At 54.4% G+C, this 11,938-nt stretch carries 11 protein-coding genes, 4 tRNA genes and 1 rRNA gene; all 16 read left to right on the plus strand.

Annotated elements, in window-relative coordinates; all coding sequences use genetic code 11:
• The first annotated feature begins 4 nt into the window (after positions 1-4).
• A 5S ribosomal RNA gene (rrf, locus tag KGB03_RS12045) occupies positions 5-120 on the plus strand.
• 135 nt (positions 121-255) lie between these two features.
• The gene (gene birA, locus KGB03_RS12050; protein ID WP_218537608.1) at positions 256-1,215 is read left to right on the plus strand and encodes a bifunctional biotin--[acetyl-CoA-carboxylase] ligase/biotin operon repressor BirA; all 960 of its coding nucleotides are present in this window, start codon (positions 256-258) and stop codon (positions 1,213-1,215) included.
• Positions 1,205-1,954 (plus strand): pantothenate kinase, encoded by a 750-nt coding sequence (locus KGB03_RS12055; RefSeq protein ID WP_218537607.1) that lies wholly within the window; start codon positions 1,205-1,207, stop codon positions 1,952-1,954. Before birA ends, KGB03_RS12055 begins: the two co-directional genes overlap by 11 nt.
• 7 nt (positions 1,955-1,961) lie before the next feature.
• Positions 1,962-2,402: a hypothetical protein gene (locus KGB03_RS12060; RefSeq protein WP_192410768.1), complete on the plus strand. Its 441-nt coding sequence runs from the start codon at positions 1,962-1,964 to the stop codon at positions 2,400-2,402.
• A gap of 142 nt (positions 2,403-2,544) precedes the next feature.
• Positions 2,545-2,629, plus strand: a tRNA-Tyr gene (locus KGB03_RS12065).
• A gap of 24 nt (positions 2,630-2,653) precedes the next feature.
• A tRNA-Gly gene (locus KGB03_RS12070) sits at positions 2,654-2,727 on the plus strand.
• A 26-nt stretch (positions 2,728-2,753) separates the two neighbouring features.
• Positions 2,754-2,829, plus strand: a tRNA-Thr gene (locus KGB03_RS12075).
• An 84-nt stretch (positions 2,830-2,913) separates the two neighbouring features.
• Positions 2,914-4,107, plus strand: a complete 1,194-nt coding sequence (gene tuf, locus KGB03_RS12080; RefSeq protein WP_007896619.1) for an elongation factor Tu — start codon at positions 2,914-2,916, stop codon at positions 4,105-4,107.
• A 53-nt stretch (positions 4,108-4,160) separates the two neighbouring features.
• A tRNA-Trp gene (locus tag KGB03_RS12085) sits at positions 4,161-4,236 on the plus strand.
• Between the two features lie 45 nt (positions 4,237-4,281).
• The gene (gene secE / locus KGB03_RS12090) at positions 4,282-4,650 is read left to right on the plus strand and encodes a preprotein translocase subunit SecE (RefSeq protein ID WP_008145488.1); all 369 of its coding nucleotides are present in this window, start codon (positions 4,282-4,284) and stop codon (positions 4,648-4,650) included.
• A gap of 9 nt (positions 4,651-4,659) precedes the next feature.
• The gene (nusG, locus tag KGB03_RS12095) at positions 4,660-5,193 is read left to right on the plus strand and encodes a transcription termination/antitermination protein NusG (protein WP_007896622.1); all 534 of its coding nucleotides are present in this window, start codon (positions 4,660-4,662) and stop codon (positions 5,191-5,193) included.
• A 117-nt stretch (positions 5,194-5,310) separates the two neighbouring features.
• The gene (rplK, locus tag KGB03_RS12100) at positions 5,311-5,742 is read left to right on the plus strand and encodes a 50S ribosomal protein L11 (RefSeq protein ID WP_003210097.1); all 432 of its coding nucleotides are present in this window, start codon (positions 5,311-5,313) and stop codon (positions 5,740-5,742) included.
• Positions 5,742-6,437, plus strand: a complete 696-nt coding sequence (rplA, locus tag KGB03_RS12105; RefSeq protein ID WP_007896626.1) for a 50S ribosomal protein L1 — start codon at positions 5,742-5,744, stop codon at positions 6,435-6,437. The genes rplK and rplA overlap by 1 nt, the downstream gene beginning before the upstream one ends.
• Before the next feature lie 198 nt (positions 6,438-6,635).
• Complete coding sequence (gene rplJ, locus KGB03_RS12110; protein ID WP_008145489.1) at positions 6,636-7,136, plus strand: 50S ribosomal protein L10; 501 nt, start codon at positions 6,636-6,638, stop codon at positions 7,134-7,136.
• A gap of 80 nt (positions 7,137-7,216) precedes the next feature.
• Complete coding sequence (gene rplL, locus KGB03_RS12115) at positions 7,217-7,582, plus strand: 50S ribosomal protein L7/L12 (protein WP_008145490.1); 366 nt, start codon at positions 7,217-7,219, stop codon at positions 7,580-7,582.
• Between the two features lie 220 nt (positions 7,583-7,802).
• The gene (gene rpoB / locus KGB03_RS12120; protein WP_095131480.1) at positions 7,803-11,876 is read left to right on the plus strand and encodes a DNA-directed RNA polymerase subunit beta; all 4,074 of its coding nucleotides are present in this window, start codon (positions 7,803-7,805) and stop codon (positions 11,874-11,876) included.
• The last annotated feature ends 62 nt before the right edge of the window (positions 11,877-11,938 follow it).

The raw sequence follows: 11,938 nt of genomic DNA on the forward strand, positions 1-11,938 counted from the left end.
ATTTCTTGACGACCATAGAGCATTGGAACCACCTGATCCCATCCCGAACTCAGCAGTGAAACGATGCATCGCCGATGGTAGTGTGGGGTTTCCCCATGTGAGAGTAGGTCATCGTCAAGATTAAATTCCGAAACCCCTATCTGCGTATGCAGGTAGGGGTTTTGTTTTGCCCGCAGGAAAACTGACCTGTAGGGTTTCTATGCAATGGCGCGGGGCATGGCTATCATGCGGGCCTCATTGTGAGGCGAGACTTGCATGCTGACATTGTTAAAGCTTCTTAAAGATGGCCGATTCCATTCGGGTCAGGCCTTGGGCGTCGCCTTGGGTGTCAGTCGTAGTGCCGTTTGGAAGCAGCTTCAGCATTTAGAAGCTGAGCTGGGATTATCCATTCATAAGGTGCGGGGGCGCGGCTATCAACTGGCTGCGCCATTGACGCTGCTTGATCCTGTCGAGATAAGAGAGCAGGCGCCTTCTTGTGATTGGCCCATCCTGGTTTTCGATTCAATTGACTCCACTAATGCCGAGGCTTTGCGCGCCATAGAGCGGGGTCAAGCGGCGCCCTTTCTGGTGCTCGCGGAACGGCAAACCGCAGGTCGCGGGCGGCGTGGACGAAAGTGGGCGAGCCCATTCGCGGAAAACATCTATTACAGTCTCGTGCTGCGTATTGACGGTGGAATGCGTCAGCTGGAAGGCTTGAGTCTAGTTGTTGGGCTCGCCGTCATGCAGGCCTTGCGAGAGCTTGGTATTTCGGGGGTTGGATTGAAGTGGCCCAACGATGTTCTGGTGGGTCAGAAGAAGATTGCCGGGATATTGCTCGAGTTGGTGGGGGATCCTGCCGATGTGTGTCACGTTGTGCTGGGTGTGGGAATTAATGTGAACATGCAGATTACCGATGAGGTTGATCAGCAATGGACGTCCATGCGGCTAGAGTCGGGCAAGGTGTTTGATCGAAATCACTTGGTCGGGGAGTTGGGTGCGATGCTCCAGGCATATCTGTGTCGTCATCAAGTCGACGGATTTTCGCCTATCCAGGCAGAGTGGGAGCAAAATCATCTCTGGCAGGGGCGAGCCGTGTCGTTGATCGCAGGCGTTAACCACATAGAAGGCGAAGTGCTGGGTATTGATAGTCAAGGTGCTCTACGCTTGAAGGTGGGTGGTGTGGAAAAAGTCTTTAGTGGTGGTGAGCTCAGTCTGAGGTTGCGTGATGATTCTTGAGCTCGACTGCGGAAACAGTTTTATCAAGTGGCGTGTGCTTGACGCGGATGTTCGGCGGGTGGTCGGCGAGGGGGTCGTTGATTCGGACCTCGCGTTGTTGGAGAGTTTGAAAGCGCTCAAGGGGCTCGCTCTCAAGTTTTGTCGGTTGGTCAGTGTCAGGACTGCCGAAGAAACCAGTGCCCTGATTTCTCTGCTGACAGAAGCTTTTGGTGTGTCGGTGGTATGCGCGGCGCCGTCCCGGGAAATGTCCGGAGTTCGTAATGGCTATGAGGAGTTCGAGCGGTTAGGGCTCGACCGTTGGCTGGCGATGCTCGGGGGATTCCATCTGGCCTCAGGTGCTTGTCTTGTGCTTGATTTTGGTACGGCGGTTACTGCGGACTTCATCTCCAGGAATGGAGAGCATCTCGGAGGGTTTATATGTCCGGGTATGCCGCTGATGCGAAACCAATTGCGTACCCATACTCGTAGAATTCGTTATGGTGATCTAGCCGCCGAGCGCGCTCTGGAAAGTCTCGTTCCTGGTCGGACAACTGTCGAAGCGGTCGAGCGGGGGTGCTCGTTGATGCTGAGAGGCTTTGTCCTGACGCAGCTAGAGTTGGCGCGTAGCTATTGGGGGGATGATTTTGTTGTATTTCTCACTGGAGGAGATGCAGACCTGGTTTCCGGGATTGTGCCTGAGGCCAGGGTAGTTCCTGATCTGGTGTTTGTAGGTTTGGCGATGGCGTGCCCCTTGTCCTGAGGTTTTTATGCGTTGGTTGTTTCTGCTGCTGCTTGTTCTCAATGTGTTCTATTACATCTGGCACCAACAAGAGGCTCCTCTGCGTGCGAAGGATGTAACCCCTTTGAATTTGTATCGGGGGGCGCAGCAGGATATTCGCTTGTTGAGTGAGACGACTGACGCGGCTCGTGATAAAGGAAAGCCTGTCCAGGCAGACGATGGATGCCTCTATCTTGGCGGCTTTACTCGTCAGGAGGCAGCTCAGGCGGTTGAGCGGCGATTGAGTGGCATGGAAATCAAGTTCGAGTCCTTGCTGAGGGCTCCTCCAGGGTCTGATGGTTACTGGGTGCGTGTGGCACCAGAAAGCCGGCGTTGGCTAGATGACTCGCAGCTGAAAAACCTTTCTAGAGAATTCAATGAGTTAAAACATAAAATAATGCCGTGCGGAGGGGTTGCACCCGCCGATTAGTTTGCATAGAATGGCGCCCGCTTCGCAGTGAAGACCTTTAATGGTTAACGCCGTAAAGTGACGTCAACGCAGCTAACCTCAGGTTTTTAATGAGAAAATGCTTGACAGAAGGCTGGCATGATATAGAATGCCGGCTCGCTTAGGAGGGGTTCCCGAGCGGCCAAAGGGATCAGACTGTAAATCTGACGTCTACGACTTCGAAGGTTCGAATCCTTCCCCCTCCACCATTTTTAGCGAGAGCTGCAAGCTCCGCGGGTATAGTTTAGTGGTAGAACCTCAGCCTTCCAAGCTGATGATGCGGGTTCGATTCCCGCTACCCGCTCCAAGTTTGCAGATCCTGCATAGCGTTACGCTCTTGTAGCTCAGTTGGTAGAGCACACCCTTGGTAAGGGTGAGGTCAGCGGTTCAAATCCGCTCAAGAGCTCCATATAACAAGGCAGATATGAAAATATCTGCCTTTGTTTTAATGGCTTGTTTGACTTGCTCAATTCTTCTCCTAGGGGTGATTTTGATGGCTAAGGAAAAGTTCGAACGTAATAAGCCGCACGTCAACGTTGGTACCATTGGTCACGTCGATCACGGTAAAACTACTCTGACTGCTGCTTTGACCCGCGTCTGCTCCGAAGTTTTCGGTTCGGCAAAGGTTGACTTCGACAAGATCGATAGCGCCCCTGAAGAAAAAGCTCGTGGTATCACCATCAACACCGCTCACGTTGAGTACGATTCGGCCGTGCGTCACTACGCACACGTTGACTGTCCAGGTCACGCTGATTACGTAAAAAACATGATTACCGGTGCTGCTCAGATGGATGGCGCGATTCTGGTTTGCTCGGCCGCTGATGGTCCGATGCCGCAAACTCGTGAGCACATCCTTCTGTCCCGCCAGGTTGGCGTTCCGTACATTGTTGTCTTCCTGAACAAGGCTGACATGGTTGATGATGCGGAGTTGCTTGAGCTGGTTGAGATGGAGGTACGCGACCTGCTGAGTACTTACGATTTCCCGGGTGATGACACTCCAATCATCATTGGTTCGGCGCTGATGGCGCTGAATGGTCAAGACGACAACGAGATGGGTACTACTGCCGTCAAGAAGTTGGTCGAGACTCTGGATAGCTACATTCCGCAGCCTGAGCGAGCTATTGATAAGCCGTTCCTGATGCCGATCGAGGATGTTTTCTCGATCTCCGGTCGCGGTACTGTTGTGACTGGTCGTGTTGAGCGTGGCATTGTCCGCATTCAGGAAGAAGTTGAGATTGTTGGTCTTCGTGACACTGTCAAAACTACTTGCACTGGTGTTGAGATGTTTCGCAAGCTGCTCGACGAAGGTCGTGCTGGCGAGAACTGCGGCGTATTGCTGCGTGGTACCAAGCGTGATGATGTTGAGCGTGGCCAGGTTCTGGTCAAGCCGGGCACTGTCAAGCCGCATACCAAGTTCACTGCAGAGGTTTACGTTCTGAGCAAGGAGGAAGGCGGTCGTCATACTCCGTTCTTCAAGGGTTACCGTCCACAGTTCTACTTCCGTACCACGGACGTGACCGGTAACTGCGAATTGCCAGAAGGCGTTGAAATGGTGATGCCGGGTGACAACGTTCAGATGACTGTCACTCTGATCAAAACCATCGCAATGGAAGATGGTCTGCGTTTCGCCATTCGTGAGGGCGGTCGTACCGTCGGCGCTGGTGTCGTTGCTAAGGTTATCGAGTAAATTGTTGTAATGTCTTTTTCGGGCCGGCATAATGGTCGGCCTGATTTTGTTTTAGGTCAGTAGCTCAATTGGCAGAGCGACGGTCTCCAAAACCGTAGGTTGGGGGTTCGATTCCCTCCTGACCTGCCAGATTCACTTGGTGTATCTGGCTTTCTTTTCACAGGATCTTCATAGATGACTCCTAAAGCTGAAGCTCAAGGCTCTCGCTTCGATCTGCTCAAGTGGCTAGTAGTAGTTGCTTTGGTGGTTGTTGGCGTTGTTGGCAATCAGTATTACTCTGCTTCGCCGATCCTGTACCGCGTACTTGCTTTGCTCGCCATTGCTGCTGTAGCTGCCTTTGTAGGCCTGCAGACAGTCAAGGGCAAGTCTTTCTTTGTACTGGTTAAGGAAGCTCGCACCGAGATTCGTAAAGTCGTATGGCCAACTCGCCAAGAAACCACGCAGACCACGTTGATCGTTGTGGCTGTTGTTCTGGTTATGGCGTTGCTGTTGTGGGGGCTTGATTCCCTGCTCGGCTGGCTTGTTTCCTTGATTGTCGGCTAAGGGTGTCCCGTGGCTAAGCGTTGGTACGTTGTGCATGCTTACTCCGGTTACGAGAAGCATGTCATGCGCTCGTTGGTAGAGCGCGTAAAGCTGGCTGGCATGGAAGATGGCTTTGGCGAAATTCTGGTTCCCACTGAAGAAGTGGTTGAAATGCGTAATGGCCAGAAACGCAAAAGCGAGCGCAAGTTCTTCCCAGGTTATGTGCTGGTTCAGATGGACATGAATGAGGGTACTTGGCACTTGGTCAAGGATACTCCTCGGGTGATGGGTTTTATTGGCGGTACTGCTGATAAGCCTGCACCTATCACAGATAAAGAGGCAGAAGCGATTCTGCGTCGTGTTGCTGATGGTAGCGACAAGCCGAAGCCGAAGACGTTGTTCGAGCCAGGTGAATCGGTACGTGTCAATGACGGTCCGTTTGCCGACTTTACTGGCACGGTCGAAGAAGTTAACTACGAGAAGAGCCGGATCCAAGTGGCAGTGCTCATTTTCGGTCGCTCTACTCCGGTAGAGCTAGAGTTCAGCCAGGTCGAAAAAGTCTAGCTGAGCAAGCATCCCAACCCCGCAGCCCTAGGCTGTGGGGTTTTGTCGTCACTGGGATAAACGCGCAAGTAACCGGGGAGCCTTTCGAGGCGTTCGAACCCGTAATTGGAGTGCCTCATGGCCAAGAAGATTACCGCTTACATCAAGCTGCAAGTGAAGGCCGCTCAGGCTAACCCAAGCCCACCTGTTGGTCCTGCTCTGGGTCAGCACGGCGTGAACATCATGGAATTCTGCAAGGCTTTCAACGCCCGTACTCAGGGTATTGAACCAGGTCTGCCGACTCCAGTGATCATCACTGTCTACAGCGACCGTAGCTTCACTTTCGAAACCAAATCCACACCTGCTTCGGTTCTGCTGAAGAAAGCTGCTGGTCTGACTAGCGGTTCCGCTCGTCCGAACACCGTTAAGGTTGGCACCGTTACCCGTGCTCAGCTGGAAGAAATCGCGAAAACCAAAAACGCGGATCTGACTGCAGCTGATATGGACGCGGCCGTGCGTACTATCGCCGGTTCTGCTCGTAGCATGGGCCTTAACGTGGAGGGTGTGTAATGGCTAAGTTGACCAAGCGTCAAAAGGCTATCGCCGGCAAAATCGAAGCAGGCAAGTCCTACAACTTTGTAGACGCTGCTGCTCTGCTGGCTGAGCTGTCGACTGTCAAGTTCAGCGAGTCGTTTGACGTTGCTGTAAACTTGGGTGTTGATCCGCGTAAATCCGACCAGGTCGTTCGTAGCGCTACTGTGCTGCCACACGGCACTGGCAAGACCGTTCGCGTTGCAGTGTTCACCCAGGGTCCAGCTGCTGAGGCCGCTTTGGCTGCCGGCGCTGACCGTGTAGGTATGGACGATCTGGCTGCCGAAATGAAAGGCGGCGACCTGAACTATGACGTAGTTATCGCATCCCCGGATGCAATGCGCGTTGTTGGTCAGTTGGGTCAGATCCTGGGCCCGCGCGGCCTGATGCCTAACCCTAAAGTCGGCACTGTAACGCCAGACGTAGCTACCGCGGTTAAAAACGCCAAGGCTGGTCAGGTTCGTTATCGCACCGACAAAAACGGCATCATCCACACCTCCGTTGGCAAAGTCGGTTTCGACGCCGTCAAGCTGAAGGAAAACGTTGAAGCCCTGATCGCTGATCTGAAGCGTATCAAGCCAGCTTCCTCGAAAGGTATTTACGTCAAGCGCGTTACCCTGAGCACCACCATGGGTCCAGGCCTGGTCATCGACCAAGGTTCGCTCGACGCGTAAGACACAGGTTGGCGCAAGCGATTGCGCCAATTGAAAGATTGGGGTCCCTGCCTGGCGGGGGCTATCCAAGACCGTAGGCGACGCAAGTCTTAAACCTCAAGCCTACGCAGATGGTGCTCCCGGTTCCTTACCGAATCAGACACCAAAACGACATCTGGCCTCGGTTGGATGAAACGGTAACAAGCAGGAGTTTTTCCCGTGGCAATTAAACTTGAAGACAAGAAGGCCATCGTCGCTGAAGTCAACAAGGCTGCCCAAGTTGCTCTGTCCGCTGTCGTGGCTGATGCCCGTGGCGTAACAGTAGGCGCTATGACCGGACTCCGTAAAGAGGCTCGTGAAGCTGGCGTTTACGTACGTGTTGTACGTAACACTCTGCTCAAGCGCGCCGTTGCTGGCACTCAATATGACGTGCTCAACGACGTGTTCACTGGCCCGACCTTGATTGCATTCTCCAAAGATCATCCGGGCGCTGCTGCTCGTATCTTCAAAGAGTTCGCAAAAGGTCAGGATAAGTTCGAGATCAAGGCAGCTGCGTTCGAGGGCAAGTTCCTCGCAGCTAATCAGATCGACGTACTGGCAAGCCTGCCGACCCGTGACGAAGCAATTTCTCAGCTGATGAGCGTGATTCAAGGCGCAACCAGCAAATTGGCTCGTACTCTGGCGGCTCTTCGCGACCAGAAAGAAGCTGCCGCAGCCTAAGGCTGAGCGACTCCTTTCAGCGTTTATTGTTTATTTCGATGGCCGCGTAGGCTGTCACCCCAATACAGGAATTTATAGTCATGTCTCTGACTAACGACCAAATCATCGAAGCAATCGGCGAAAAATCCGTTCTGGAAATCGTTGAGCTGATCAAGGCCATGGAAGAGAAGTTCGGCGTTTCCGCTGCCGCTGCTTCCGCTGGTCCAGCTGCTGTCGCTGCCGTAGTTGAAGAACAAACTGAATTCAACGTCATGCTGCTGGAAGCTGGCGAGAAGAAAGTTAACGTGATCAAGGCAGTACGTGAACTGACCGGTCTGGGCCTGAAAGAAGCCAAGGCTGTAGTTGACGGCGCTCCTGGCGTTGTTCTGGAAGCTGTTTCGAAAGACGCAGCTGACAAAGCAAAAGCCACTCTGGAAGAAGCAGGCGCTAAAGTCGAGCTGAAGTAAGCATCGACTTTGCGTCTCCAGCCCGAGCGTTAAGCGAAAGGCTGATGGCTGGTGGCTCTTGCCACCGGCCTTTTTCCGTTATTGGCAGCCGACTGGGTCGGTGCTGATAACGAGCTGTAACCACCCGATGCGGTGGCGCAAACCATGGGGTTTGCACGATTTTCTGGCTGCTCCCGTCGGGAGGGGCCAAACAAGCAGGTGACCAAGCTGGGGAACGCTGATGGCTTACTCATATACTGAGAAAAAACGTATCCGCAAGGACTTTAGCAAGTTGCCGGACGTCATGGATGTGCCGTACCTCCTGGCCATCCAGCTGGATTCGTATCGTGAATTCTTGCAAGCGGGAGCGACTAAAGATCAGTTCCGCGACGTGGGCCTGCATGCGGCCTTCAAATCCGTTTTCCCGATCATCAGCTACTCCGGCAATGCTGCGCTGGAGTACGTCGGTTATCGCCTGGGCGAACCGGCATTTGATGTCAAAGAATGCGTATTGCGCGGTGTAACTTACGCCGTACCTTTGCGGGTAAAAGTGCGCCTGATCATTTTCGACAAAGAATCGTCGAACAAAGCGATCAAGGACATCAAAGAGCAAGAAGTCTACATGGGTGAAATCCCCCTGATGACTGAGAACGGTACCTTTGTAATCAACGGTACCGAGCGTGTAATCGTTTCCCAGCTGCACCGTTCCCCGGGCGTGTTCTTCGACCACGACCGTGGCAAGACGCACAGCTCCGGCAAACTGTTGTACTCGGCGCGTATCATTCCTTACCGCGGTTCGTGGTTGGACTTCGAGTTCGACCCGAAAGACTGCGTATTCGTGCGTATCGACCGTCGTCGCAAGCTGCCTGCATCGGTACTGCTGCGCGCGCTCGGCTATACCACTGAAGAAGTGCTCGACGCGTTCTACACCACCAACGTCTTCCACGTGCAAGGTGAAAACCTCAGCCTGGAACTGGTGCCGCACCGCCTGCGTGGTGAAATTGCTGTCCTGGATATCCTGGATGACAAAGGCAAGGTTATTGTCGAGCAAGGTCGTCGTATCACTGCTCGCCACATCAACCAGCTGGAAAAAGCCGGGATCAAAGAGCTGCAAGTGCCTCTGGACTACGTCCTGGGTCGCACTACCGCCAAGGTCATCGTGCATCCGGCAACCGGCGAAATCCTGGCAGAGTGCAACACTGAGCTGAACACCGAGATCCTGGCAAAAATCGCCAAGTCCCAGGTTGTTCGCATCGAAACTCTGTACACCAACGATATCGACTGCGGTCCGTTCGTTTCCGACACGCTGAAGATCGACTCCACCAGCAACCAATTGGAAGCGCTGGTCGAGATCTATCGCATGATGCGTCCAGGCGAGCCGCCAACCAAAGACGCTGCCGAAACTCTGTTCAACAACCTGTTCTTCAGTCCTGAGCGCTATGACCTGTCTGCGGTCGGCCGGATGAAGTTCAACCGTCGTATCGGTCGTACCGAGATCGAAGGTTCGGGCGTGTTGTGCAAAGAAGACATCGTTGCTGTGCTGAAGACTCTGGTCGACATCCGTAACGGTAAAGGCATCGTCGATGACATCGACCACCTGGGTAACCGTCGTGTTCGCTGCGTAGGCGAAATGGCCGAGAACCAGTTCCGCGTTGGCCTGGTACGTGTTGAGCGTGCGGTCAAAGAGCGTCTGTCGATGGCTGAAAGCGAAGGCCTGATGCCGCAAGACCTGATCAACGCCAAGCCAGTGGCTGCGGCGGTGAAAGAGTTCTTCGGTTCCAGCCAGCTTTCCCAGTTCATGGACCAGAACAACCCGCTGTCCGAGATCACCCACAAGCGTCGTGTTTCTGCACTCGGCCCTGGCGGTTTGACTCGTGAACGTGCTGGCTTTGAAGTTCGTGACGTACACCCGACTCACTACGGTCGTGTATGCCCGATTGAAACGCCGGAAGGTCCGAACATCGGTCTGATCAACTCCCTGGCCGCTTATGCGCGCACCAACCAGTACGGCTTCCTCGAAAGCCCATACCGTGTGGTGAAAGACGCTCTGGTCACCGACGAGATCGTGTTCCTGTCCGCCATCGAAGAAGCTGATCACGTGATCGCTCAGGCTTCGGCCACGATGAACGACAAGAAGATGCTGATCGACGAGCTGGTAGCTGTTCGTCACTTGAACGAGTTCACCGTCAAGGCGCCGGAAGACGTCACCTTGATGGACGTTTCTCCGAAGCAGGTAGTTTCGGTTGCAGCGTCGCTGATCCCGTTCCTCGAGCACGATGACGCCAACCGTGCGTTGATGGGTTCGAACATGCAGCGTCAAGCTGTACCAACTCTGCGCGCTGACAAGCCGCTGGTCGGTACTGGCATGGAGCGTAACGTAGCTCGTGACTCCGGCGTTTGCGTCGTGGCTCGTCGTGGTGGCGTGATCGATTCCGTCGACGCCAGCCGTATCGTGGTTCGTGTTGCTGATGATGAAGTTGAAACCGGTGAAGCTGGTGTCGACATCTACAACCTGACCAAATACACCCGCTCCAACCAGAACACCTGCATCAACCAGCGTCCGCTGGTGCGTAAAGGTGATCGGGTTCAGCGTAGCGACATCATGGCTGACGGCCCGTCCACCGACATGGGTGAACTGGCGCTGGGTCAGAACATGCGCATCGCGTTCATGGCCTGGAACGGTTACAACTTCGAAGACTCCATCTGCCTGTCGGAACGAGTTGTTCAAGAAGACCGCTTCACCACGATCCACATTCAGGAACTGACCTGTGTGGCACGTGACACCAAGCTTGGGCCAGAGGAAATCACTGCAGACATCCCGAACGTGGGTGAAGCTGCACTGAACAAGCTGGACGAAGCCGGTATCGTTTACGTAGGTGCTGAAGTTGGCGCAGGCGACATCCTGGTTGGTAAGGTCACTCCGAAAGGCGAGACCCAACTGACTCCGGAAGAAAAACTGCTGCGTGCCATCTTCGGTGAAAAAGCCAGCGACGTTAAAGACACCTCCCTGCGTGTGCCTACCGGCACCAAGGGTACCGTCATCGACGTACAGGTCTTCACCCGCGACGGCGTTGAGCGTGATGCTCGCGCACTGTCGATCGAGAAGACTCAGCTCGACGAGATCCGCAAGGACCTGAACGAAGAGTTCCGTATCGTCGAAGGCGCAACTTTCGAACGTCTGCGTTCCGCTCTGGTCGGCCACAAAGCCGAAGGCGGCGCCGGTCTGAAGAAAGGTCAGGAAATCACCGACGAAGTTCTCGACGGTCTTGAGCATGGTCAGTGGTTCAAACTGCGCATGGCTGAAGATGCTCTGAACGAGCAGCTCGAGAAGGCTCAGGCCTACATCGTTGATCGCCGCCGTCTGCTGGACGACAAGTTCGAAGACAAGAAGCGCAAACTGCAGCAGGGCGATGACCTGGCTCCAGGCGTGCTGAAAATCGTCAAGGTTTACCTGGCAATCCGTCGCCGCATCCAGCCGGGCGATAAGATGGCCGGTCGTCACGGTAACAAAGGTGTGGTCTCCGTGATCATGCCGGTTGAAGACATGCCGCACGATGCCAATGGCACCCCGGTCGACGTCGTCCTCAACCCGTTGGGCGTACCTTCGCGTATGAACGTTGGTCAGATCCTTGAAACCCACCTGGGCCTCGCGGCTAAAGGTCTGGGCGAGAAGATCAACCGGATGATCGAAGAACAGCGCAAAGTCGCTGAGCTTCGTAAATTCCTCGACGAGATCTACAACCAGATCGGCGGTCGTAACGAAGATCTGGATAGCTTCTCCGACCAGGAAATCCTGGATCTGGCGAAGAACCTGCGTGGCGGCGTTCCAATGGCCACTCCAGTGTTCGACGGCGCCAAGGAAAGCGAAATCAAGGCCATGCTGAAACTGGCAGACCTGCCAGAAAGCGGCCAGATGCAGCTGACCGACGGCCGTACCGGCAACAAGTTCGAGCGCCCGGTTACTGTTGGCTACATGTACATGCTGAAGCTGAACCACTTGGTAGACGACAAGATGCACGCTCGTTCTACCGGTTCCTACAGCCTGGTTACCCAGCAGCCGCTGGGTGGTAAGGCGCAGTTCGGTGGTCAGCGTTTCGGGGAGATGGAGGTCTGGGCACTGGAAGCATACGGTGCTGCTTACACTCTGCAAGAAATGCTCACAGTGAAGTCGGACGATGTGAACGGCCGTACCAAGATGTACAAAAACATCGTGGATGGCGATCACCGTATGGAGCCGGGCATGCCCGAGTCCTTCAACGTGTTGATCAAGGAAATTCGTTCCCTCGGCATCGATATCGATCTGGAAACCGAATAACACGTGACGCGAATCGAGAGCGGGGCAGGATTGCCCGCTCTCTGCTCCGCCAGGAGGAAAGG

It is taken from the genome of Pseudomonas sp. BF-B-26, from assembly GCF_019956495.1.
In the GTDB taxonomy this organism is placed as follows: Bacteria; Pseudomonadota; Gammaproteobacteria; order Pseudomonadales; family Pseudomonadaceae; genus Aquipseudomonas.

Bases quoted from the DNA above. Each gene is read 5' to 3' on its own strand.
- rplL (WP_008145490.1), top strand. From the start codon at position 7,217: ATGTCTCTGACTAACGACCAAATCATCGAAGCAATCGGCGAAAAATCC.
- birA (WP_218537608.1), top strand. From the start codon at position 256: ATGCTGACATTGTTAAAGCTTCTTAAAGATGGCCGATTCCATTCGGGT.
- rplK (WP_003210097.1), top strand. From the start codon at position 5,311: ATGGCCAAGAAGATTACCGCTTACATCAAGCTGCAAGTGAAGGCCGCT.
- KGB03_RS12060 (WP_192410768.1), top strand. From the start codon at position 1,962: ATGCGTTGGTTGTTTCTGCTGCTGCTTGTTCTCAATGTGTTCTATTAC.
- rpoB (WP_095131480.1), top strand. From the start codon at position 7,803: ATGGCTTACTCATATACTGAGAAAAAACGTATCCGCAAGGACTTTAGC.
- secE (WP_008145488.1), top strand. From the start codon at position 4,282: ATGACTCCTAAAGCTGAAGCTCAAGGCTCTCGCTTCGATCTGCTCAAG.
- rplA (WP_007896626.1), top strand. From the start codon at position 5,742: ATGGCTAAGTTGACCAAGCGTCAAAAGGCTATCGCCGGCAAAATCGAA.
- KGB03_RS12055 (WP_218537607.1), top strand. From the start codon at position 1,205: ATGATTCTTGAGCTCGACTGCGGAAACAGTTTTATCAAGTGGCGTGTG.
- tuf (WP_007896619.1), top strand. From the start codon at position 2,914: ATGGCTAAGGAAAAGTTCGAACGTAATAAGCCGCACGTCAACGTTGGT.